This window comes from Cutibacterium granulosum (assembly GCF_900186975.1).
Lineage (GTDB): Bacteria > Actinomycetota > Actinomycetes > Propionibacteriales > Propionibacteriaceae > Cutibacterium > Cutibacterium granulosum.
The window spans coordinates 558885-580675 of sequence record NZ_LT906441.1; the positions used below are offsets into that span (position 1 = coordinate 558885).

Sequence of the window (21791 nt, forward strand, 5' to 3'; positions counted from 1 at the left end):
GGCACTTGATCCTGAGTCGCAGTCACTTCGCGGTGGCCTTGCGGTAGAAGTAGAACTGGTGATCGGCATCCAGCTCAGGGTGCAGGATCGCCGTCAGATCCGCCAGGACGAGGTCGGGGCGCACGACCCCGGTCTGCCAGTAGTCGTTGCCGTGCTTCGGGTCGGCTCGCAGGGTGGCGTCCCAGACGTTGCCGTTGTCGAGGGCCTTGAGCGACTTCAGACGTGGGTCGGCCTTGAGGATCTCCGGGATGGACGACTTCTCCGGCCCGTCGATCCAGAAGTCGGCATCGTGGGCCTTCTTGATGATGGCCTCGGTGTCCAGCTTCCTGGATGCCACCCCGTGAAGGTCCTTGAACACGTACTCACCGCCTGCGTCGCGCAGGAATTGGATGGAGTAGTTCTCGTTGGGCTTGATGTACCAGACGCCCTTGTACTGCGATCCGTGGAGCACGGTCGGTCGTGTCGTCACCGTGGCGGCGCGTTTCGCGGTCGCATGGTACTTCTCGGCGATCTCGTCGTACTTCTGGTTCGCCGTCTTCTCGGCATTGACGAACAGCGAGTCGTACTTGATCCATTCGGCACGCCCCAGCGGGGTGCTCTCGAGGAAGTTCGGCTCGGCGACGACCGGGATGCCCATCTCCTTGATCTTGTCGATCTTGCTGGTGTTGTCGCTGCCACTGACGAGGTTGAAGATGAACAGGTCCGGGCGCAGCGCCGCCAGCTTCTCTGTGTTGATCTCGGTGGCGTTGTCACCTGCCGCGAAACTGGCGACCTTGTGGTCCTTGAGGGCCTGACGGGTGTTCGAATTCCCCACCCTGTCGACGTTGACCATGCCAGCCACGGAGTCCAGCTTTCCCAACATCTGGAACTTCATCGGCAGGGTCGTCGAACCCAGCGCCACCTTGGTGGTGGGGATGGTGATCTTCTGCGCCCTGGCGAGGTCACCGTCCAGCTTCGGCTGCGGGGCGCCACACTGCACCAGGACGTACTGCACGGGTTTCTTCGCGGTGTTCGACGGGTGCTTGAGCGTCACCACCTTGTACGACTTGTGGTACGACACGGTGATGTCGCGGGCGTCGCGGAAGGTGGCCTTGTCGGTGAAGTAGTCCTTCGAGGAGTCGAAGTCCTTGATGCAGCCCTGCTGGGAGGACGTGCTGGACGGCGTGTCCGCCGAGGAATCCGATTTCTCGGAGCGTGAGCACCCGGCGAGGGTGGCGATGCACATGGCGATGGCGGCTAGGCCCGCCACCAGACGATTGATGGACATGGTTGCTCCCAAGTGGAGGTGAAGGGATGGCGGTGCGGCGAACATCGCCGCTGAGAGGGTCAGCTGAGCTTGGTGTAGTAGTACGGCGTGTACCCCTTCATGAGGTCAGGGTGGAAGATGTACGTGAGGTCGGCCAGCACGACGTCGGGTTGGACGGTCCCGGACTGCCAGAAGTCGTTCCCGGTGTCTGGGGCAGTGCGCTTGCTGGGGTTCCAGACGTTGCCGTGCTGGAAGGCCGACAGGTTCGCGTAGCGCGGGTTCTGCTTGAGGGCGTCGTCCTTGCCGTGCCACGTCGTCATGGACATGTAGTTGCCGTTGAGCCAGAAATCGGCCTTGGAGCCGTACTTGAAGACGACCTCGGCGTCGGTCGGGGTGGCTCCGCTGCCCTTGACGGCCTGGGACATGGCGTCGGTGGCTCCGGCGTCGGTCATGAACCTGATCATGTAGGAGTCGGTTCCCGGGACGTACCACTGCCCCTTGGTCTCCTGGCCGACGAGCACGCTGGGCTTGTCGGTGGCGTTCCTGGCCTTCTTCGCCACCTCGGTGTAGCGCTTGGTGATGCCGTCGAAGTTCTTCGTGGCGGCGCCCTCCTTGTTGAGGAGGATGCCGTAGGTCTTCATCCACTCGGCTCGGGCCAGCGGGGTGGACTCGAGATAGTCGAGGTCCTGCAGCACCGGGATGCCGGCGGACTGCACCTGCTTGAACTCCTTCACCTCTGAGCTGGCGGCCAGCACGGCGTCGGGTTTGAGGGAGATGAGCTTCTCCGTGTCGATCTGCATCCGACTTGACCCGTAGCTGGGCGTGTTGCGGGCCTCGAGGGCGTCTCGTGCCGGTCCGCGGTAGATCTGTTCGAGCTGGTTGACGCCGACGACTGCGTCCAAGGACCCCAGGGTGTGGAGGACCGGGATCTGGGTGGTGGAGGAGGCGGCGATCCGTTTGACCGGGACGTCGATGATCGGGGCCTTGGCGAGCTCACCGGTGAGCGTTGGTCTGGGGGCACCGCACTGCAGTAACACGAAGGTCTGCGCCGGTTTGTCCTGCTTGCCGAGGGTGAGGACCTTGTAGGACTTGTGATAGCTGACGTGGACGTTCCTGGCCCCGGTGAAGGTGACCTTGTCACCGAAGTAGTCCTTGTCCTTGTCGAACTCCCCGGACTTGATGCACCCGGACATGTTGGCACCGGTGCCAGCTGATGGGGTGGTCGTCGAGGCGCTCGGGGAGGTGGAGCCGTCCTTCGTGCCCGAGCAGCCCGTCAGGGCCAGGGAAGGTACGACGAGAAGGGTGAGAAGGACCGAGACACGTCTCGGCAGTGGAGTACCCATGAAGTCTCCTGCAGTCGTGTCGCAGGACCCGCTGGGGCACACCCGGTGTGCTCGGCAGACTCCTACGGCGAGAGTCGGTGAATGCCACTTCGCAGGGAGGCGACCGGACTGAGCTGGAGGGCATCACCGTTGCGCGACAGTGTCGGACTTGCACCGACTTCGCTCGCTGCGGAGTACCTCGGGCCGAGTCCGACCCGGGACACGCACAAAATAGCATGTCTGGTGTCAATCCCTGTGCTGGGGCTGCAATGTGCCAATCCGAGCCCACGGCCGGTCGTCGCTCACATGTGTGCGCAGCTCGCCGACGTCTTCTGGTGCGCAGGCAAGCACGATGCAGGTCGACGGTCCGCCGGATTTCGTGAGATCGAGATCGGTCCTGCCGGGATCGAACCGCAGTCCTGCGGTGGCGGCGATTTGATCGGCCTCCCAGGCGATTCCGTGCGACCCCACCGGTACACAGTCGTGCACCAGGCCCGAGCCCAGCAGCGCACGCACCTCGTCCAGGGTGACGATCTCGCGCCGACCGGGGCATACCTCGTCATCCGGCGCCGAGATCGGGGAACCGACGCATACGAGCACGTCGGCTTCCTGCCCCTGTGCCGTTGCTGTCGGGGCCTCGCCGGGACCCGGTGTGCCAGGGGCTCTGCCCGGTCGTACCCCGATGATCGTCACCCCGATCCCGGTCTGGGTGGTGATGACGTTGTCCTCCGTCGATCCGGTGACGGCCTGGGGGTCGATCCCCGTGGCGACCGCGCACCGCTGGAACTCCTCGATCATTGGCTGGGCCGAGGCGGCGTCCTGACACAGGGTGTTGACGAGGACCATCGGTTGGGCTCCCCCACACAGTATCTCCAGCAGTGGTACTCGCGCGGCCAGGTGGGCACACCACGTCGGATCGGCAGGGTAGGAGTCCCCGGGCCGTGAGCCTATGCCCCCGACTGCGTCACAGGCGATGACCAGGCGCCCAGCCGGTACGTCGGCGAGCAGCAGGTCGCGCAGCCGAGACACCTGGGTGTCGGCATGGAGGCTCCCGGTGCTGTTTCGGGGGACGGCGGTGGGGGCGTGACGCTGAACCTCGCCTGGTTCGTGCGGCGCGGCTGATGGTTCATGAGGTACGGCTGGGCTGGGACTGCGCACCATGCCATTCAATCGCGTGTGGGAGGGTTGCGTGGGTGAGGGTTGAGCGAACACTGTTCGCCTCGGTGAGCCAGATGCCGGGCTGGAGCAGAATTGCCCTGGAGTCACTCGCTGGGGCCACCCGTCGTCGGATGCGTAGCATTCGGCTTGGTTGCTTCAGCACACGTGACGTCTGACGGTGCAACACTGGGTGGTACAGACAGGGGGTAGGTGTGAAGGCACGACTGGTGGTGACGGCAGCGCTCGTGGCGGGTGTCATCGTTGCGGAACGTCTCGCGACGGCCAGACATCATCGACACGTTCAGGTGCGGCGGATCGCCTTGGAGGGGATCGACGGGTTGGCAGGGCGCCAGCGTCCTTGCTGATGAGGCGCACATGTGAGTCAGCGATACATGCTGACCCCCGGGCACGTCTGTACCCTGCCTGTCACGGTGTCCTGCCTGTCAACGGTGCTGGGGCTGGTCGGGATCGATGTTGCGGCCGACCCCTCGTCCACGTCGTGATGCCAGGATTTTCGCCTGCACCCGTGCATCCTGCATTCCTGAGATTTCTTCGTCTGTGCGACGTCTCCCGCACACCCGGGGTGTGCGTCCCTGCCATGTCATCTGCGAACATGGTGTGAGACGACCGATGGTGTGAGCGACCGGGAGGAAGCATGGGAAACCACAAGAGAGTCGGCATTCTCACCGCCGGGGGAGACTGCCCCGGCCTCAACGCAGCAATCCGTGGCTTCGGCAAGGCGGCCATCCGCGAGTACGGCATGGAACTCGTCGGCTTCCATGACGGATTCCTGGGCCTGGCGCAGAACCGTTACGTCGACCTCACCCAACGCGACCTCTCCGGCATTCTCACCGTGGGCGGGACGATCCTGGGAACCAGCCGTGACAAGGTCAATCGCATGATCGTCAATGGCGAGGAGACGGACATGGTGCCGACCATCGTCGACAACTACGACAAGCTCGGCCTGGACGCCCTGGTGACACTTGGTGGTGGGGGAACCTCCAAGAACGCCTACAAACTGCACAAGGCCGGTCTCAACGTCATCCACCTGCCCAAGACCATCGACAACGACATCGTCGGCACCGACGACTCGTTCGGCTTCTCCACCGCCCTGGAGGTGGCCACCGACGCCATCGACCGGCTGCACTCCACCGCTCACTCCCACCACCGGATCATCCTGGCCGAGGTCATGGGGCACCGGGCCGGTTGGCTGGCCCTGGGATCGGGCATCGCCGGTGGGGCAGACATCATCCTGCTGCCCGAGGTGCCCTACAAGCTTGAGTCGATTGCCGAGGCCGTGGAGAGGAGACGCAGCCAGGGACTCAACTTCTCGGTCATCGCCGTGGCCGAGGGGGCGCGCGACGTCTCGGACGCCATGGCCCTGCGGGGTGCTCGTGCCCTCGTGGACAACTCCAGTGCCAAGACCAAACCGGCGGCCAAACGCGCCAAGCGCGACCTGGAGGCCTCCATGCGCGACAACACCATCAAGCTCGCCTCCGAGCTGGAGGAGGCCACCGGCCTGGAGTCTCGGGTGTCGATCCTGGGCTACGTCCAGCGCGGTGGCACGCCGTGCTCCCACGACCGACTGCTCGCCACCCGGCTGGGCACGATGGGTGCCCGCATGGTGCAGGAGGGAAACTTCGGCATCATGGTGGCCGCCAAGGGTTCCGGCACCGACACCGTCGCCCTCAAGGAGATGGCCGGCAAGGTGAAGTACGTGCCGGCGGACCACCCGTGGGTGGAAGCCGCCCGTGAAGTGGGTACCAGCCTCGGCGACTGAGCCACGAGGTGACGGCTCTGCCCGGCCTGGTGGGCATCCTGTGCTCCCGGGCAGCACAGGGCTTCGGGCGACACAAGACCTGCTCCCAGGCGACCCGGCGATCAACCAGTGCGCCCGGCCGTCACAGGCCGGTTCGGCACGGATGATCGGGGCCCCGACCCGGACGCACTGGGTGCATCAAGGACGGCCCCCGCGTCGCAGAGAGCCTGCAGCATTGGGAGCTCCGCGGCGGTGGGAGTCGATCTCGAGACAGGTGGCTCAGTCAAAACGTCGGGTGGTGGCTCAGCCCTGCTGCCCGTGACCGCCCTGCTGTACCGTGATCGGGTGATCCGGGTGCTTGTCGAGCCACGAGGCGACGAACGGGCAGGTCGGTCGCACGGTGGCACCCTGACCTGCCAGATCGTCCAAGGCGTACTTGACGACCTGGCTTGCCACGCCGCGCCCGGTGAAGCCGTCCTCGGTCTCAGTGTGATCCATGACGACGACATCGTCCTGCTGCGTGTAGTGCGCAAACCCTGCCAGTTCGCCGTCGATGTGGGCCTCGTAACGGGACTGTTCTGCGTTTCTGGTCACAGTGACATCGCTCATGGTGATGGTAACCAGTTCTCGTGGCGGATTGTTCCCCCCTGCACTTCTCCCACGGCGATTGGTGGCGTCGGTCGCCGCCCAGAGATTCGCAGGTCTGGCGGCAAGACGTTGTGGGTCGGGCGGCTCAACAGTCGTGGCTCATGGCCGTACCTCGATGAATCCACGTGCGCCACGTTCCATCTCGACGAAGGAGTGGTTGACGAAGGTGTAGCGGCCCGGCTCGGTGAACACCGTCTCGACGAATCCGCCCTGACAACTTGCCAGGTCGAGGGCCTGGGACCCGCCAGAACCAGGATCGTCGCGGCGCAGCAGGTACGCTCCCTCCTTGAACACGGTGTCGAACTGTGCCCCGACGATGTGGAAACTCATCCCCCGGCTGGGTCCGGCGGCCAGCACCCAGAACCGCACCCGTTCACCTACCCGGGCCTGCAGCGGGGCGAAGAGATACTGGTTGGCATGACCGTTGAACATCGTGAGGTCGACCTTCTCGTCGGCGATCCTTCCGGTGTCGACCGGCTGGTTGTTCTGCTCGGCCAGGTAGGTCTCGGACTGTACGAGCACGTACTGCCGGTCGACGGTGGGCAGATCTGCCGGGGCCACGATGAGCGCTCCGAACATGCCGGCGGCGATGTGGGCACTCATCGGCGTCGTCGAGCAGTGGTACAGCCAGATCCCCGCGTGATCGATGGTGAACTCGACGTCCAGACTCTGGCCCGGGGAGATGGTGCGCATAGTCGTGTCGGGGGAGGTTCGGGAGGCGTGGAAGTCGATGGAGTGGCCCATGGAGCCGTCGTTGACCAGATGCACCTGCATGCGGTCACCGAGCCGAGCCCGCAGCACCGGCCCCATGAACTGGCCGTTGTAGGTCATCGCGGCCAGCGTCGTGGCTGGTGCCACCTCGAGTTCCCCCTCGCGCACGGTGAGGCCGATGTGATGGGTCCGGCTGGCCTCCAGCGGGGGAAGTCGGGCGTCGCGAGTGTGGAAGCCCCGGCCCGGGGGCTGGGTGAGATCCACCGTGCGCCTGGGGGAGGTGGCCTCGGATGCCGGTGTTCCCCGGTCCGAGGACGTGGCTCCGACGAGGTCGACTCGCAGCGTCATGCCCATGGATCTGTGACCGACGAGGGTGCACCAGCCTTCCTGGGACTGCTCGAGCACCCCGGCGTCCAGGGTCGTGGTCTGTCCGGGGTCCAGACGTCCCGAGTACGGGCCGGAGGCCAGCTGCAGATCGTGGACCTGGGCAGGGTCGGTGTTGGTGAGCCTGACGACCAGACGGTCCCCGGCTGGTAGCTCGACGTGATCGGGATGGAAGCGCATGTCGTGGGCCGTCATCTCGATCGTCGTCGTGTGCCCGGTCGGTGCGACGTGGATGGCGGAGCTGGCTCGGTGCTCGTCCCACCCGTGGGCGGCAGCGCTGGCCCCCAGCACGGCCGACAGTCCGACGACCGACTCCACGAAGGAACGACGCCCCGGTGGTGTGGTGGGGCTCGGATCGGGGTGGGTTGCAGGCTTGCGCGTGGCGTTCGCGACGACGCCATCGGTTCTGGTGCCGCCCCCGGCGTCCTTGTCGTGCCCCGACGCCTCGGCGTCCGACCTCCGAATTGTGGAGGCTCCATTGTCCGGGTGTGGGGTTGCGCGGGCCCGGGCAGCCGCCATGCCACGCTCCTTGAGCAACGGGATGGCGGTGCGCACCATGGCGATCATCGCAGGCAGGAACCCGGCCAGACCGATCCCGGCGGTGACGATCCCCACCAGCTGCACGGCTCGTCCGCGCGCCAGCACCCAGATGAGCAGGCCAGCGTTGGTGAGCACGGCCCGGGTGGCCCCGAATGCGTGCATCCTGGCATTGGTGGCCCGCACGACGGATGGCCCGCCACCCATGACCATGGGCATGAGGTAGCTCATGGCGCCGAGCAACAACTGCAACAGGAACCCCATGACCACGGCGGGAGTGAGTATGCTGAGCTGCTCGTACATCAGGGTGTCGCGATGGGCGACGATGGTGGCCAGCAGCCAGACGAGCCAACCCCCGAACCACACGATGGCGGCCCCGATCGCATATCCCGGGTAGTCACGTGGCGGGCGACGTGCGGCACACCCCACCAGGTCGACGGCGACGACGAGCAGGGCGACGAACTCCAGGAGCACCCCCGCCCCGGCCAGCCACCACAACCCGGCAAGCGCCCCACCGGTGAGGACACCGACCGCCGCCAGTACCAGCCACAGGGCTCGACGTCCTCTACGGCTCTGCCCGGGCAGCATGGGGGTGCGCAACACGGTGGGCCACAACGTCATCAGGGTGCCGAGCACCGTCACCGAGATGAAACCCAGGATGTTGAACCCTTGGTGGGCCAGCAGCAGTCGGCTGCGCCACGGCTCGCGCGGGGAGAACGCCATGATCGCTCCCAGGCTCGCCCCGAACGGCAACAGACAGGCTGCGGCGGCGTAGAACCGCACCGTCGAGTCGAATCGTCCCGGCAACGCATGATGCACCTGACGGGCCAGCCCGATGCCGAACCAGGCCACGGCGAGCCCCACGATCGTCGCACCTGCCATGACGGCCCACGGCCAGTCCCCGATCATGCCGACGCACGCCGTGGCGATGCCGATCTGCAGCGTCCAGATCCGCCACACCTGCACGCGCCGAGCCTCGTCACCGAGCTTGGTGTGCAGGATCGCCTCGGTGAAGTACTGGCCCCACACCAGGATCGACGTCGTCGCCACACCCAGGGTGACCATGTGCACCAGCAGCCAGCGTTGCTGGTGGATCACCGGCCCAGCGAGTGCGACGACGAGCAGCGCGACCAGCCAGAAGGACACCGGTCGGGACGCCCGGCGGTGCCAACTGCGGCGGCCACCCCCACGGTCCGTGGACCCGCTGTGACGGCTTCTCCCACGGTCTGCCGGTTCACCGTGGACGCCGTCATCGCGGCCCGGGGTCTGCGACAGGGATGATTCGTTCTCGAGCTGCACGGCACCGCCCTCACGTCGACGTCATTCGGGGTGACCCCGCAGAAACAATATGACGATGGGCCAAGCCTCGTCCCGTCGCTGCCGTGTGCCGATGTGTCGGTGCCATGTGTCATGGTGCCCTTCCCGGACGCAGTGCCCTTCTCGTCTGCCACCGTGGCCCTGCTCTGTGCCGTGTCTTCGGGGCGTGTGCGTTTCGCGAACTGCGCCCCGATGTGCCTACGATGGGGTCTACGACAGGGGAGCACATCGGTGCTGAGAGTGGGCATGGTGCCCAGACCCTCGAACCTGAACCGGCCAGTACCGGCGTAGGGAGTCGGGACTCTTGCGTGCGCGCACGCCCCTTCCGCGACATGGAAGGACCATTCATGGCTGACAAGGTTCGGTACCGCACCATCGACATCCTCACCCCGGTGATGATCGCCGTGGCATTCGGTGTCATCTTCATCGGACTGGGGGCGCTGTTCAACGCCCTGTCACCGCTGTGGCTGCTCTACAAGCCCACCGAAGGCCTCTTCATGGGGCTGTGGTTGCTCTCCGGTGCCGTCGCCGGGCTCATCGTGCGCAAACCCGGTGCGGCCCTGCTCGCCGAGCTGCTGGCAGCTGCCATCGAGATGCTGCTGGGGGGCCAGTGGGCCGCCATGACCTTGGTCTCCGGGGTGTTGCAGGGCCTCGGCATGGAGATCTCGCTGGCGGTGTGGCGCTACCGCAGGGGTGGCATGCGCGTCGCCGTCGTCGGTGGCATGATCGGTGCGCTCTTCGAGTCGGTCTTCGAACGGCTCTCCTACTACCCGATGTTCCGGCCCACCGACACCGTCTTCTACATGATCTTCTGCCTCATTTCCGGGGCGGTCCTCGCTGGCGTCCTGGGCCAGCTCATCGTCAAGGGACTGGCCGGTGCCGGTGCACTCAGCTCCTTCCCGGTCGGACGGGAACGGGCCCGCCTGCAGGCTTCCGACGCCAAATGACGACGGCTCCCGCCACCACGGGAATCACGGTTCGTGGTCTCACGGTGACCCCGCCGGGGGCCGTCAACCCCATCCTCGGCCCCATCGACCTCGATCTGCCAGCCGGTTCCCGGGTGCTGCTCGCCGGGCCGTCCGGGGCCGGCAAGACGACTTTGCTGCATGCCCTGGGCGGTCTGCTGGACGAGGAGAGCTACTGCCTTGACGGGTCGGTGGAGCGTGCTGGTGATGTCGTCGGGACGGTTGGTCTGCTCCAGCAGAACCCGGAGAACGCCGTCGTCGCCGAACGAGCCGGGCGGGACACCACCTTTGGTCCGGAGAACCTGCAGCAGCCCCGGGAGCGGATGTGGCCGTTGGTCGCCGATCTGCACCACCGAGTGGGCTTGGAGACGGGGCTGGACCACAAGTCCCTGGAGATGTCCGGGGGCCAGATGCAGCGGCTGGCTCTTGCCGGGGTGCTCGCCTGCGACCCCGGTCTCATGCTGCTCGACGAGCCGGTGTCCATGCTCGACCCACAGGCCATCAGCCAGGTGCGCGACCTCGTTGCCGCCACGGTGGGTGAACGAAGTCTCGTCGTCGTCGACCATCATCCACGAACCTGGCGAGACGTGCTCGACACCGTCGTCGTGCTCACCGAACAGGGCACCGTGGATCGCATCGTCGGCATGGACGACTACCTTGCCGAGTACGTGGCCCCGCAGCCACCCACCCGAACCACTGATCCTGGGCGCTCCGGGGCCACCGTGGTGCAGGCCATCGGGGTGGACGTGGCCCGCCCGGGGGTCAGGGCTGCAAGGCACAGGGCCCCGGACAACCACCGTGCTGCCGGCACGCCGGCTGCGACGCCAGCTGAGGACGTGGCTCGCGACGACTGCCCGGGCCGCACCGATGTCGACGATCCTTCTCGTGACACCGTCCTGCTGCGGGACATCGATCTGGACGTGTGCGCCGGCACCATCACTGCGCTCGTGGGACCGTCTGGAATCGGGAAATCCACCCTGCTGCGGGTACTCGCCGGACTGGACGACCCGGCGGACGGCCAGGTGCGCTGGTGCGGGCACGCCACCTCGGCGTCCGGGGGCCGTGCGACACCGACCCAGGATGGCCCTTCCCGTGCCCGGGGCAAACACTCCCTGCATCAGGGGAGGTGGGCCACCACTCCGGCTCCGGGGAGTGTGGCGTGGGTACCGCAGAATCCCGAGCACTACCTCGTCGCCACCACCGTCGCCGATGAGCTCGTGGCCTCCCCGTACGCCGCTCGTCACCCTCAAGATGATGACGCCCCCTGCGCTGCCGCCTCCCGTGCCCGGGTGCAGAAGGCCGGGGAAGGATCACTCCCGGCCGAACCATCCACGACACACCCCGCCCCAGCGCCAGGTGCGGGGCAATCGCCCCGCGCAGCGGCTGTGGAGGAATCGCCCCGCGCAGCGTCGCAGGGCAGGCCAGCCGATGACCCGTCCCTCGGTGAGGTGGAAGACGCGTCCGCCACCATTGACCCAGTTGTTCCGGAACCCGTCACACCTGCTGCTCTGAGACGGTTCGGTCTGGCCGGGGTGGCGCAGTCACACCCCATGACGCTCTCGGGCGGGGAGAAGCGCCGCCTTGCCATTGCCGCGGCCCTGGCCCAGCAGCCCGACCTGCTCATCCTCGACGAGCCCACCGTGGGGCTCGACGCCGACCACGTCGAATCCGTCCTGGCAGCCGTCGCACAGGCTGCCGAGCAGGGTGTTGCCGTCATCGTGTCCACCCACGATCCGCTGGTCGCCCAGCTTGCCGACGAGGTCGTCGACCTGGCAGCACACCGGCTGCCCGATCCCCCCGCCGCCTCCCAACGCGTCCCGTGGATGCAACGACATCTCAACCAGCTCACCCTCATGGCCATCGGAGTGGCCGGCATCGTGGCATCGGCCTGGGTGCATACCCCTCTCATCGGACTCATCGGACTTGTGCCGTCGATCGTCCTGGGATTCCTGTGTGCCCGCAGCGGCAGGCAGGCGCTGGCACACACGCTCCCGGTGCTCTTCGCCGCCGTCATCCTCGTGTGGACCACCCTCATGCTCCATCACGGGTTCACCAATGCAGCTGTGCAGGCCGAGGCGTTGCGCCAGGGGGGTCGGATCCTCGTGCTCGTCATGCCGGGGGCGATGGCCTCGTGCGCCCTGGACCCCACCCGGCTCGGCGACTCCCTGGGACAGAACACACGCCTGCCGGACCGGTCAGTGGTGGCATCGGTGGCCGGGATGATCCGGATGGGGCAGACGTCTCGCACCTGGGGCATCTCCCGTGACGTGCGCACCCTGCGTGGTCTCGGGCCGCGCGGGACGAGACGCCGTGCCACCCCCGGCACGTACCTGCGCTACGCCGGGTCGATGACGATGGCGATGATCCTGGATTCCCTGCGCTCGGCCGAGGCGCTCAGTCGGGCCATGGACTCCCGGGGCTTCGCCACCGCCACTCACCGCACTTGGGCCGAGGAATCCCGGTTCGGCGCTGCGGACCTGTGGGGCCTCGTCGTCATCGTCGTGATCATCTGCTCGACGTTGGTCCCGGCCCTGCTGGGGTGACACTCATCAGCCCAGCTCCTTGAGTGCTGGCAGGTGACGAATGGATCTGCTCGTCGTAAGGACGGCGATGCCTGCTGCTCCGAGCGCGGTGACGCCGATGCCCAACGTCCGTGACGCGTGGTGATCCACGGCCAGGGCGGCCAGGGTCGGTGCGGCGACGGTGGCAAGACCGTTGACGAAGGTGAATATGCCCAGGGTTCGTCCTTGGAAGTCCGAGGGGATTCGGTGAAAGACGTGGGCGAACAGGGCACTGCCGATCGACGGTGACGGGATCATGCATGCCGTGGCCAGGATGAAGACCACCACAGCTGACGTCGGCGTGGTGAACATGACGAGCAGGATCGTGGCCATCCATGCCAGCCCGACGATCGCTATCCATCCCGACCGTACGGTGTCGGTGACCTTGGGTGTCAGGGCGGCACCGATGAGGGAACCCACCGTGAATCCTGCGCTGACCAAGCCGATGGTCAGCGAGTCGTGGCCGACGTCGCGCATGGTGAAGACCACCCAGGAGGTGGCCGTGAACACCATGAGGTTGACCAGCGGGGCACAGAAAATTGTGAGACGCACGACGACGTCCTGCCACACCGCACGCAGACCGTGCCGGTAGGCGGTGAGGAACCGGTCTCGGGAGGGCGGCGGAACCCTGTGCCGCGAACCCGTCTCGTCAACTCCTCTGTCGGAGATCCGGGTGTCGGACGCCTGGGCAGACGCGTCACCGGACTGGTCCGATGACTCCATCCCTCTCGACGACTTCGGTCGCCCATCCGGCTGGAACGATGCGCGAATTCGTGTCAGCAGCACGAGGAACGTGCTGTCACACACAAGTCGTAGCAGGAAGGGCAGTACCGGAGTCAGCCCGTACAGGGCGCCGGTCGTCGGGCGACTCGCTAGGCTGACCAGTGACGTCCGAGCCTGGGCGGCACTCATGGCTCGTGGATACTGTGCAGGTGTGATGAGTTCCTTGAGCGCCGCATCCATCGCGGGATCGGCCAGGGCCTCTGAGGCTGCCACGGCAATGGCACACCCCGTCACGACACATCCGAGCACGGTGGAATCTGCCCAGCTCCCCACCTGATGCACACCGAGCGCGATGATGAGGATCGCCATGAGCACCACGCTCGTCGTCACACAGTGTGCGATGATGCGGCGTCGATCCCCCGTGTCGGCGACACCGCCCCCAATCACTCCACCGATCCACGCCACCGCTGAGATGACGCTGGACAGCACCCCGGCCACCGAGACGGAGCCCCACAGGTCGATGAGGACGAGCGAGACGGCGAGCTGGGTACTCATGCTCACGGTGAGGAAGGTCTCAGCGGCGAACCACCGCCGATAGTCACGGCTGGCAAAAGGACTGGAACCCACGCCACCCCCGTTCGTGGTCGGATCCTGTGCCATGCATGTTGAGGCCCTCTACACTTGAGCGTCACCGGATGATGTATGCGCCATGGGGGCTGTTCACAGCGTCAAGAGGCACAGCACAGCAAATCTTACATGGTGGGTTTTCATCAGAGGCAGAACCCGGTCAGTGACCACCGAGGGTTGTCGGCCGTGCAGGCAGCCTCATCGGGAAAGTGCAGGCAGGAAAGCGTGAAGACGGATCGACTTGGTCTCACTCGCAGGGATCGGCTTGCGGTCGATGCAGCCAAGCTCTACCACGAAGGGCGCTCCCAGGCTGAGGTGGCCGAGATTCTCCATGTCTCGCGACCCAACGTCTCCAAGCTGCTCACCCACGCTCGGCAACGCGGATTCGTGCGCGTCTCGGTCGAGGATCCCAGGGAGAAGGACACCGAACTCATCAATTACCTCAAGGCAGCCTTCGACTTGGTTGAGGTACGGCTCGTCTCACCTGCTGGCCCCCGTGAAACATATCTGCGCAAAGCTCTGGGAAAGGCCGGCGCGGCTCTGCTCAAAGGCCTCATCCGTGACGGGGACACTGTCGGTTTCGCATGGTCCCCCACGATGGGCCATGTGGCCTCCCAACTGGGGGAGACCACGTTTCGGGACATCGCAGTGGTGCAACTGTGTGGCAACATCGGTGATCCCAGCTTGGATCTGTCCGGGATGCAGAGTTTCGAGCAGTTGCGTGGAGCCCTCGGTGCCAGCGTCCATCTGCTCGGTCATCCCAGCATCTTCGAATCCGTGGCCGCCAAGCAGGCGGTGGAACGCGAGCATGCTGTACGGGACGTGCTCAACCGTGCAGTCGAGGCACGTATAGCGGTGTACACGGTCGGATCAACCCAGCCATCGTCTCCCCATCTTGCGAGTCCCATGTGCACCTCGGAGGAGCGTGATCGTCTCATGGCTGTGGCCGTGGGTGACATCTGCTCGCACTTCGTTGATGGACAGGCACGGGTCTGCCTTCCCGACCTCAATGCCAGGACGCTGGCCATCTCGCTGCCAGACTTGCGTCACAAGGAGCAGAAGGTGTTGGTGGCCGGAGGAGCGGAGAACCTGCCTGCGATCCATGCAGCTCTGAACAACGGCTACGCCAACCGGCTCGTCATTGACGTTGCCACAGCACGCAGGCTCTATGCAGTTCAACGAAAGGAGCGACAAAGTCACCAGAATGGCACATATGTGCCAAAATAATGTTCTTTCTCAACGCAGTTCTCCCTAGGCTCGACGGCACGACTCGTCAAAGGAGACACTGTGAATCGTGAATCACAATTGATTGACCACACCCTGCTCAGCCCCACCGCCACTGCCGATCAGGTGCAGGAACTGTGCGATGAAGCCGTCGAGCACGATTTCTGGTCGGTGTGTATCAGCCCATGCCGGGTTGGACTGGCGGCCGACCATCTCAGGGACACCGATGTCAGGGTGTGCACCGTCATCGGCTTTCCATCAGGTGCACATGTATCGACCGTCAAGGCTGCCGAGACCAGACAGGCCGTCGCAGATGGTGCCGACGAGGTTGACATGGTGATCAACATCGGTGCCGTCAAGGACGGTGACTGGGAGCAGGTGAAACAGGACATCGCCGCGGTGGTGGACGCAGCGGGCGAGGGCGTGTTGGTCAAGGTCATCTTGGAGACGTGCCTGCTCGACGATGAGGAAATCGTGCAGGCATGTCAATGCGCGAGGGATGCCGGGGCACACTTCGTCAAGACCTCCACCGGATTCTCCACCGGTGGCGCGAGCGTCCATGCCGTCCAGCTCATGCGTGCCACAGTAGGCGAATCGATGGGCGTCAAGGCGTCGGGTGGGATTCGAAGCCGAGAAACCCTCGAAACCATGGTTGCCGCCGGAGCCAGTCGCATCGGTGCCTCGGCTGGCGTTGCACTGCTCGGGGGTGCCCAATGACCACCGCCGTCAAGGAGCAGACCGGCGCGTTGAATACTGGTCGGGGAATCATCAAGGACCAGACCCGCCAACTCGAGGATGGTTATCTCGACAAGACGCCGATCTTTCAGTATGTCCTGTTGTCGATCTGTTTTCCAATGTGGGGAATTGCTGCCAGCCTCAATGACATTCTCATCACCCAGTTCAAATCCATCTTCTCGCTGTCCGACTTTGCCTCGGCATTCGTGCAATCAGCGTTCTATGGTGGATACTTCCTTATCGCTATTCCAGCATCCCGAGTGATTCGCCACACCAGCTACAAGGTGGGAATCATGATCGGACTCACGGTGTACATCATCGGATGCTCACTGTTCTTCCCAGCCTCACACATGGCCACGTACTCGGTGTTCCTCGTCTCTCTGTTCGCCATTGCGGTGGGGCTGTCCTTCCTGGAGACGTCGTGCAACACCTACTCTTCGATGATTGGTCCCAAGCGGCTCTCAACACTGCGTCTCAACATCTCCCAAACCTTCTACCCGCTGGGTTCCATCGGTGGGATCCTGCTGGGTAAGTACCTCATCTTCAACGAGGGTGAGGCCTTGCACAAGCAGATGGCCACCATGAACGCCACCGAGAGTGCTGCCTTCGCCCGGGAGATGTTGCAACGCACACTGCAGCCATACCGGGTGATCATCATCATTCTCTTGGTGTTGCTCGTCACCGTGGCCATCACGCAGTTCCCACGGTGCAAACCCGTTTCCGCCAACTCCCACCGAGAGGCAGAGGCATCCATTGGGGAGACCTTGAGGTACTTGGCCGGGAATCGTCGTTTCAAATCTGGAGTCCTCACCCAGTTCCTCTACGTCGGTATGCAGACCGCTGTGTGGTCATTCACTATCCGGCTGGCGCTCAATCTGGATCATGACCTCAATGAACGTACTGCGTCGAACTTCATGATTCTCGCATTCATTGCATTCTTCGTCGGGAAGTTCATTGCCAATCTCCTCATGACGAAGTTGGACCAGAACTTGGTTCTCGTCGCATACTCGGTGTGCGGCCTGCTGGCGCTGTGCTACGTCATTCTCGTGCCGAACATGACGGCGGTCTACGCTGCCATTCTCGTCTCTGGACTGTTCGGTCCATGTTGGGCGACGATCTACTCGCGAACCCTGGACTCCATCGAGGACAAGCGATTCACCGAGACAGGCGGTGCGCTCATCGTCATGTCCATCATCGGTGGTGCCGTCGTTCCCGCTGTTCAAGGGCTCGTATCTGACAGGACGGGCTCGATGCAGACCTCCTTCTGCGTCAACCTCGTGTGCTTCGGTGCCGTTCTCCTCTATTTCCTCACCGCGTTCAAGCAATCCCGAAAGGATGAACAGGCATGAGTTTCTCCATCAATGTGAGCAAGGCGCTGTTCACGTCAGCACCATGTGAGATCCTGCGCTCCGACGTGTGGTCCGTCGTCACGAAGAAGTACCCTTCGGGGATTGAGTCCCTGACGATCCACAACGCTCGCGGGTATGTGGAGGTGCTGCCCTTCATGGGGCAGATCATCTGGGACGCCTGTTTCGACGGGACGAGTCTGCGGATGACAAACATGTTTCCCGAACCGAAACCTGCCACGCTCATCGAGGACACCTACGGTTGCTTCGCGTTCCATTCCGGACTGCTGGCCGCCGGGTGCCCAGGTCCCGAGGACGATCATCCGTTGCACGGCGAATTTGCCTGTGCCCCGATGGATTCCGCCAGACTCATCGTCGCTGACGACTCCATCTCCGTGGAGTCACGCCGTGAGTACGTCAAGGGGTTCGGCCACCACTACCTGGCCGAACCCAGCGTCACTCTGCGTTCCGACTCGACAATGTTCGACATCGGCCTGCGGTTGACGAACCTGTCTGCCCATGCCCCGATGCCGCTGCAGTACATGTGTCACATGAATTATGCCTTCGTGGCTGGTGCCATCATGAGTCAGAACCTGCCGCAGGGTGCCTTCAGCCTGCGTGCGTCGATCCCCGATCACGTCACACCGACTCCTGGCTGGCTCCAACTCAATGACGACATTCGCGCCGGGAAGCGCAATCCCGACTCCTTGGAGGGTGCCGAGGAGTTCGATCCCGAGATCGTCTACTTTGCCGACGACATCGACCAGCAGACTGACCATGCGGTGTTCCGTATGGAGTGTCCCGACGGGACGACGATGCGAACCGAGTTCGACACCGTCGACTTTCCGGTCGTCACCCGATGGATCCTGCACAATCCCGATCAGAAGGTGGCGGCGTTCGCCCTGCCCGGTACTTCGCGACCAGAGGGACGTGAGGCTGCACGCAAGGCGGGAACTCTCATCGAGCTTGCAGCGGGTCAGACGCGAGAATTCACCGTGCACACCGGAGTGGAGACGACCAGCTCCACCAGGGCCGATCTGGAGGAGGACTGACGATGGACATCGCAGTGGTTGGGTCGAACATGGTCGACCTCATCAGCTACATCGATCGCATGCCCACCGAGGGGGAGACCGTCGAGGCTCCGGACTTCCGACTGGGATGTGGCGGCAAGGGGGCCAACCAAGCCGTGGCCGCCTCCCGGCTGGGCTCCGACGTCCTCATGGTGACCCGAGTGGGCAACGACATGTTCGCCGACAACACCATTCACAATCTCGAGGACAATGGCATCGACACGACGTACGTCATGCGTACCGAGGCCACGTCCGGGGTTGCGCCGATCTTCGTCGATCCTCAGTCGCGCAACTCGATCATCATCGTCAAGGGTGCCAACGCCAAGCTCTGCGCCGACGACATCGCTGCGGCAAGGCAGGCCATCGCAGGATGCAAGCTCATCATCATGCAGCTGGAGATTCCCTTGGAGACGGTCTACGCCACGGTGGACCTGGCGGGAGAACTGGGTATCCCCGTGTTGCTGAACCCAGCTCCAGCCGATCCGAGGTTGTCGCTGGACAGGGTCAGGGGTGTCGAATTCATCGTCCCCAACGAGAGCGAGCTGTCGTTGATCTCCGGGATGCCCGTCGACACCCGTGCCGACATCGTCAACGCCGCCCACGTGCTGCTGGATGCCGGCATCCCCCATGTCATCGTCACCCTGGGGGCCAAGGGGGCGTTGTGGGTCAGTGCCGCAGGGCAACGGCTCATTCCTGCGCAGACCGTGGAAGCGGTGGACACCACCGGTGCCGGGGATGCCTTCATCGGTTGCTTCAGTCACATGTGGACCACGACCGGTGACGTCGAGGCATCCATCCGGGCTGCCAACCAGTATGCCGCCGAGTCGGTGACCAGGCGTGGTACGCAGACGTCCTACGCCTGGGGCCACGGTCGGGAACCGCGGGGTGCCAGATAATCGCTGCGTGAATGTCACGGGGCCGTCACACCAGGAACTTCCCGGTGTGACGGCCCCGGCTTTATGATATTGAGTATCAGTTCTCGCGCGGGGTCACGATGTGAACTCCGTGGAGCTCGACGGTGTCGGGCTTGGAGCACAGCAGGTCGGAGCCGAACTTCATGGTGATGTCGGTGGTGGCGTCAATTCCGTGCGGCAGGCCGCCAATGGTGAGGTCGGCGGAACCGGTCTCACCGGGGGCGATGGCGTGATTGCCATTGAGCTTGGTGTTCAGCTTGAAGGTGAAGGTCACCGGCTGGGAGTTGCGGAAGTTGGCGATCGTCCACTGCAGCTTCGAGATGGACTGGTCACCGGTGTTCTTGAAGGTGACGTGAAGCACCTTGTCGGAGTCGGTGAGGACGACGGTGGAGCCGCTCTGCACCGGCTTGCCGGCATGGTTGACGGTGGCGTCGACGTGCACACCGGACTTCTGGTCCGGGGCGGAGTACTGGCAGGAGGCCATCGTGGCGTGGCTCGGCGTGACAGGGGCAGCGCTGGCAAGTGGCGCAGCGGTGAGGGCGGCGCTCGTTCCAAGGGCCAGGGCACCAGTCAGGGCACCGAGGGTCTTGAGATTCTTCGGGATTCTCATAGATAGGTCCTTTCTCCATGGTTGCTGCACGAGATGGAGGTCATGCAACGCAATGTATAAATTATAAGTATGCTATTCGAGTAGCACACATCATGAGTATACACGACGTCCAGTGAAATCTGCAGTGGCCTTGGAGGATGGCTTGGGTGGGTATCGATGAGGTGGTGTCGATTGGGCTTGGTGTGGTCGGTGATGATGTTGCGAACGACTCATGGAGTATGGTTCCGATGATTTCTCTCGTGGCTAACAAAGGCCATAAGTCCTTGTGAAGGTGCTGTTTGACGTGTATGAGCACAAGGGGTGTGTCCGAATTCTGGTACTGCCCCTTTCTGGGGTGGTAGACGCGGAGGCCAGTACTTACAATATTGCTCACGATGAGGTGCCGGCGGCTGGTCATGGGTCGGAGGCTCTTCACGACACTCCCATCCCACCCCTAGGAGTAGGTATGAAGTTTCCACATTCCCTTTGTGTCGCTGTCACCGCCTCGGTACTCACGCTTGGCGGCATGGTCGTCCCCGCCTTGGCCGATGAAACCGGTGCCAAGCCCACCCCTGACCCGGCCGAGTTGGCCTCGACCCAGAAGGTGGACGCCAACCACGCCGTCTCCCTGACGATCAGGAAGCTCATCGGCGACCCGACAAATGATACCAGTCAGCTCAAGGGGTTGGCCGACGTCGAGTTCAAGGTTGAGAGGATCGACGTCGACCTGAGCACTGCGGATGGTTGGAAGGCATTGTCCGGCATGAATGCCGCCAATGCCTCGATCGACTCATCGGTCACCTTTGGCAATCTCAAGACCGATTCCAACGGTGTCGCGAAGATCAGCACCGCCGACAATGCGAACTTCAGGGTTGGTGCCTACCGCATCACCGAGCTGCAAAAAGGCAACTACACGGTTGCCCCGCCGTTCATCGTCACACTGCCATTCAACCAGGACGGTACGTGGAAGTACGACCAGATGGTTCAGCCGAAGAACCAGGAGGTCAAGGCCAACAAGCAGGTCGACGATACCGGAGCCACCATCGGCAAGCCCCTGTCCTACACCATCAACGCCCCAGTACCGGCTGGTGATCTCACCAAGTTCGTCATCACCGATCCGCTGGTCAACGAGCTGACTCTCGATCACGACAGTGTTGAGGTGACTGCCTCGGGCGGCAAGGGTGACCTTGCGCTGGAATCGGGGGACTACTCCGTCAGCACCGAGGACCACAAGCTCGTGGTCACCTTCACCGACGCTGGACTCAAGAAGTTGCAGGCACAGCGCAAGAGTGACCCGGCCCTGCAGGTCCATGTCGCCTTCCAAGCCACCCTCAACTCCGTGCCGGCCGATGGTGGCAAGGTGACCAACACCGCCACCGTGGATCTGCCCAATGGTGGAAAGGTCACCACCGACACCGACAGTCAGCCGACGTCAACCACCTTCGCCCCCCTCACCGTCACCAAGACGGCCCAAGGTACCGAAGCCTCCAAGCTCTCCGGTGCCCAGTTCAAGCTGTACCTGTGCAAGAAGGGTGACGATGGCAAGTACCAGCTGCTCGGCGACCCGGTGCAGGTTGCCGACAAGGACGCTGCCGGAGCCAACCTCTCCGACACCCTGACGACCGACGGTACCGCGACCGCCAAGGGATACGGTGTGCCGGCCACCTCGTTCTCCGGCGGAACCACGGGTGAGCAGGCCAACCAGTACTGCGTGCAGGAGACCAAGGCTCCCGAGGGCTTCTTCGTCAACCCGGAGGCCCAGCCCGTGAGCTATGACAAGGACAAGAACACCCTCACGGTCTCCGTGCAGGACGAGAAGGACTCCGTCATCGGCCAGCTACCTGCCACCGGTGCTTGGGGTCTGCTCATCGTCCTCGTCGTCGGTGGTGGTCTCGTCGCCCGCGGTGTGTACGTGAGCCGTCGCGACAAGGACCAGGCCTGACCCAATCCTGAGG

Annotated in this window: 16 protein-coding genes, 1 pseudogene and 2 riboswitches; of the genes and pseudogenes, 10 read left to right on the forward strand and 7 right to left on the reverse strand. The window is 64.1% G+C overall.

The genetic code is table 11. The features are described 5' to 3' along the window. Positions 1–22: 22 nt before the first annotated feature. The 3 genes from CKV91_RS02370 to CKV91_RS02385 all read right to left on the reverse strand — a co-directional run bounded on the left by CKV91_RS02370 (position 23) and on the right by CKV91_RS02385 (position 3597). The gene (locus CKV91_RS02370; RefSeq protein WP_065860774.1) at positions 23–1267 is read right to left on the reverse strand and encodes an ABC transporter substrate-binding protein; all 1245 of its coding nucleotides are present in this window, start codon (positions 1265–1267) and stop codon (positions 23–25) included. A gap of 59 nt (positions 1268–1326) precedes the next feature. Then, positions 1327–2439: an ABC transporter substrate-binding protein gene (locus CKV91_RS02375; RefSeq protein ID WP_065860791.1), complete on the reverse strand. Its 1113-nt coding sequence runs from the start codon at positions 2437–2439 to the stop codon at positions 1327–1329. A gap of 227 nt (positions 2440–2666) precedes the next feature. Beyond that, a riboswitch (cobalamin riboswitch) is annotated at positions 2667–2802 on the reverse strand. 12 nt (positions 2803–2814) lie between these two features. Beyond that, complete coding sequence (locus tag CKV91_RS02385; protein ID WP_065860790.1) at positions 2815–3597, reverse strand: transcriptional regulator; 783 nt, start codon at positions 3595–3597, stop codon at positions 2815–2817. A 341-nt stretch (positions 3598–3938) separates the two neighbouring features. Between CKV91_RS02385 and CKV91_RS09320 the strand changes: the two genes are divergently transcribed. Together CKV91_RS09320 and CKV91_RS02390 are read left to right on the forward strand one after the other, a co-directional pair. Further along, complete coding sequence (locus CKV91_RS09320) at positions 3939–4091, forward strand: hypothetical protein (protein ID WP_155944872.1); 153 nt, start codon at positions 3939–3941, stop codon at positions 4089–4091. 290 nt (positions 4092–4381) lie between these two features. Further along, positions 4382–5506, forward strand: a complete 1125-nt coding sequence (locus tag CKV91_RS02390; protein WP_065860773.1) for a 6-phosphofructokinase — start codon at positions 4382–4384, stop codon at positions 5504–5506. A 282-nt stretch (positions 5507–5788) separates the two neighbouring features. Here CKV91_RS02390 and CKV91_RS02395 read toward each other — a convergent pair whose 3' ends face one another. Further along, positions 5789–6094, reverse strand: a complete 306-nt coding sequence (locus tag CKV91_RS02395; protein WP_021103710.1) for a GNAT family N-acetyltransferase — start codon at positions 6092–6094, stop codon at positions 5789–5791. Positions 6095–6232: 138 nt separating this feature from the next. Further along, on the reverse strand, positions 6233–8830 hold the full coding sequence (locus CKV91_RS02400; RefSeq protein ID WP_065860789.1) for a multicopper oxidase domain-containing protein: 2598 nt from the start codon (positions 8828–8830) through the stop codon (positions 6233–6235). 459 nt (positions 8831–9289) lie between these two features. Beyond that, positions 9290–9393, forward strand: a riboswitch (TPP riboswitch). A 36-nt stretch (positions 9394–9429) separates the two neighbouring features. On the opposite strand from CKV91_RS02400, the gene CKV91_RS02405 reads away from it, so the two are divergent. After that, positions 9430–10029, forward strand: a complete 600-nt coding sequence (locus CKV91_RS02405) for an ECF transporter S component (RefSeq protein WP_021103712.1) — start codon at positions 9430–9432, stop codon at positions 10027–10029. After that, positions 10026–11729: pseudogene (locus CKV91_RS09915) on the forward strand (ATP-binding cassette domain-containing protein); the annotation flags it as partial. The gene CKV91_RS02405 and the pseudogene CKV91_RS09915, both read left to right, overlap by 4 nt. Positions 11730–12596: 867 nt before the next feature. On the opposite strand, the gene CKV91_RS02415 reads toward CKV91_RS09915, so the two are convergent. Then, on the reverse strand, positions 12597–13991 hold the full coding sequence (locus tag CKV91_RS02415; protein WP_021103714.1) for an MFS transporter: 1395 nt from the start codon (positions 13989–13991) through the stop codon (positions 12597–12599). Positions 13992–14183: 192 nt separating this feature from the next. Here CKV91_RS02415 and CKV91_RS02420 point away from each other — a divergent pair, with 192 nt between their 5' ends. Genes CKV91_RS02420 through rbsK form a run of 5 tightly spaced genes read left to right on the forward strand, consistent with a single transcriptional unit; the run spans position 14184 to position 19229 of the window. Next, on the forward strand, positions 14184–15185 hold the full coding sequence (locus CKV91_RS02420; RefSeq protein WP_021103715.1) for a sugar-binding transcriptional regulator: 1002 nt from the start codon (positions 14184–14186) through the stop codon (positions 15183–15185). 60 nt (positions 15186–15245) lie between these two features. Next, complete coding sequence (gene deoC, locus CKV91_RS02425) at positions 15246–15899, forward strand: deoxyribose-phosphate aldolase (protein ID WP_021105329.1); 654 nt, start codon at positions 15246–15248, stop codon at positions 15897–15899. Further along, positions 15896–17266: an L-fucose:H+ symporter permease gene (gene fucP, locus CKV91_RS02430; protein WP_023034713.1), complete on the forward strand. Its 1371-nt coding sequence runs from the start codon at positions 15896–15898 to the stop codon at positions 17264–17266. The genes deoC and fucP overlap by 4 nt, the downstream gene beginning before the upstream one ends. Beyond that, positions 17263–18315 carry an aldose 1-epimerase family protein gene (locus tag CKV91_RS02435; protein ID WP_065860772.1) on the forward strand — a complete coding sequence of 351 codons (1053 nt, stop codon included), beginning with the start codon at positions 17263–17265 and terminating at the stop codon, positions 18313–18315. The genes fucP and CKV91_RS02435 overlap by 4 nt, the downstream gene beginning before the upstream one ends. 2 nt (positions 18316–18317) lie before the next feature. Then, positions 18318–19229: a ribokinase gene (gene rbsK, locus CKV91_RS02440; RefSeq protein ID WP_021103719.1), complete on the forward strand. Its 912-nt coding sequence runs from the start codon at positions 18318–18320 to the stop codon at positions 19227–19229. Between the two features lie 76 nt (positions 19230–19305). Here the strand turns inward: rbsK and CKV91_RS02445 are convergent, their stop codons facing one another. Then, positions 19306–19857 carry a hypothetical protein gene (locus tag CKV91_RS02445; RefSeq protein WP_021103720.1) on the reverse strand — a complete coding sequence of 184 codons (552 nt, stop codon included), beginning with the start codon at positions 19855–19857 and terminating at the stop codon, positions 19306–19308. 445 nt (positions 19858–20302) lie between these two features. Here CKV91_RS02445 and CKV91_RS02450 point away from each other — a divergent pair, with 445 nt between their 5' ends. Continuing rightward, positions 20303–21778 carry a SpaH/EbpB family LPXTG-anchored major pilin gene (locus CKV91_RS02450; RefSeq protein WP_065860771.1) on the forward strand — a complete coding sequence of 492 codons (1476 nt, stop codon included), beginning with the start codon at positions 20303–20305 and terminating at the stop codon, positions 21776–21778. The last annotated feature ends 13 nt before the right edge of the window (positions 21779–21791 follow it).

Bases quoted from the DNA above. Each gene is read 5' to 3' on its own strand.
- CKV91_RS02370 (WP_065860774.1), bottom strand. From the start codon at position 1,267: ATGTCCATCAATCGTCTGGTGGCGGGCCTAGCCGCCATCGCCATGTGC.
- CKV91_RS02375 (WP_065860791.1), bottom strand. From the start codon at position 2,439: ATGTCCGGGTGCATCAAGTCCGGGGAGTTCGACAAGGACAAGGACTAC.
- CKV91_RS02390 (WP_065860773.1), top strand. From the start codon at position 4,382: ATGGGAAACCACAAGAGAGTCGGCATTCTCACCGCCGGGGGAGACTGC.
- CKV91_RS02395 (WP_021103710.1), bottom strand. From the start codon at position 6,094: ATGAGCGATGTCACTGTGACCAGAAACGCAGAACAGTCCCGTTACGAG.
- CKV91_RS02400 (WP_065860789.1), bottom strand. From the start codon at position 8,830: ATGGTCACCCTGGGTGTGGCGACGACGTCGATCCTGGTGTGGGGCCAG.
- CKV91_RS02405 (WP_021103712.1), top strand. From the start codon at position 9,430: ATGGCTGACAAGGTTCGGTACCGCACCATCGACATCCTCACCCCGGTG.
- CKV91_RS02415 (WP_021103714.1), bottom strand. From the start codon at position 13,991: ATGGCACAGGATCCGACCACGAACGGGGGTGGCGTGGGTTCCAGTCCT.
- fucP (WP_023034713.1), top strand. From the start codon at position 15,896: ATGACCACCGCCGTCAAGGAGCAGACCGGCGCGTTGAATACTGGTCGG.
- CKV91_RS02435 (WP_065860772.1), top strand. From the start codon at position 17,263: ATGAGTTTCTCCATCAATGTGAGCAAGGCGCTGTTCACGTCAGCACCA.
- rbsK (WP_021103719.1), top strand. From the start codon at position 18,318: ATGGACATCGCAGTGGTTGGGTCGAACATGGTCGACCTCATCAGCTAC.
- CKV91_RS02445 (WP_021103720.1), bottom strand. From the start codon at position 19,857: ATGAGAATCCCGAAGAATCTCAAGACCCTCGGTGCCCTGACTGGTGCC.
- CKV91_RS02450 (WP_065860771.1), top strand. From the start codon at position 20,303: ATGAAGTTTCCACATTCCCTTTGTGTCGCTGTCACCGCCTCGGTACTC.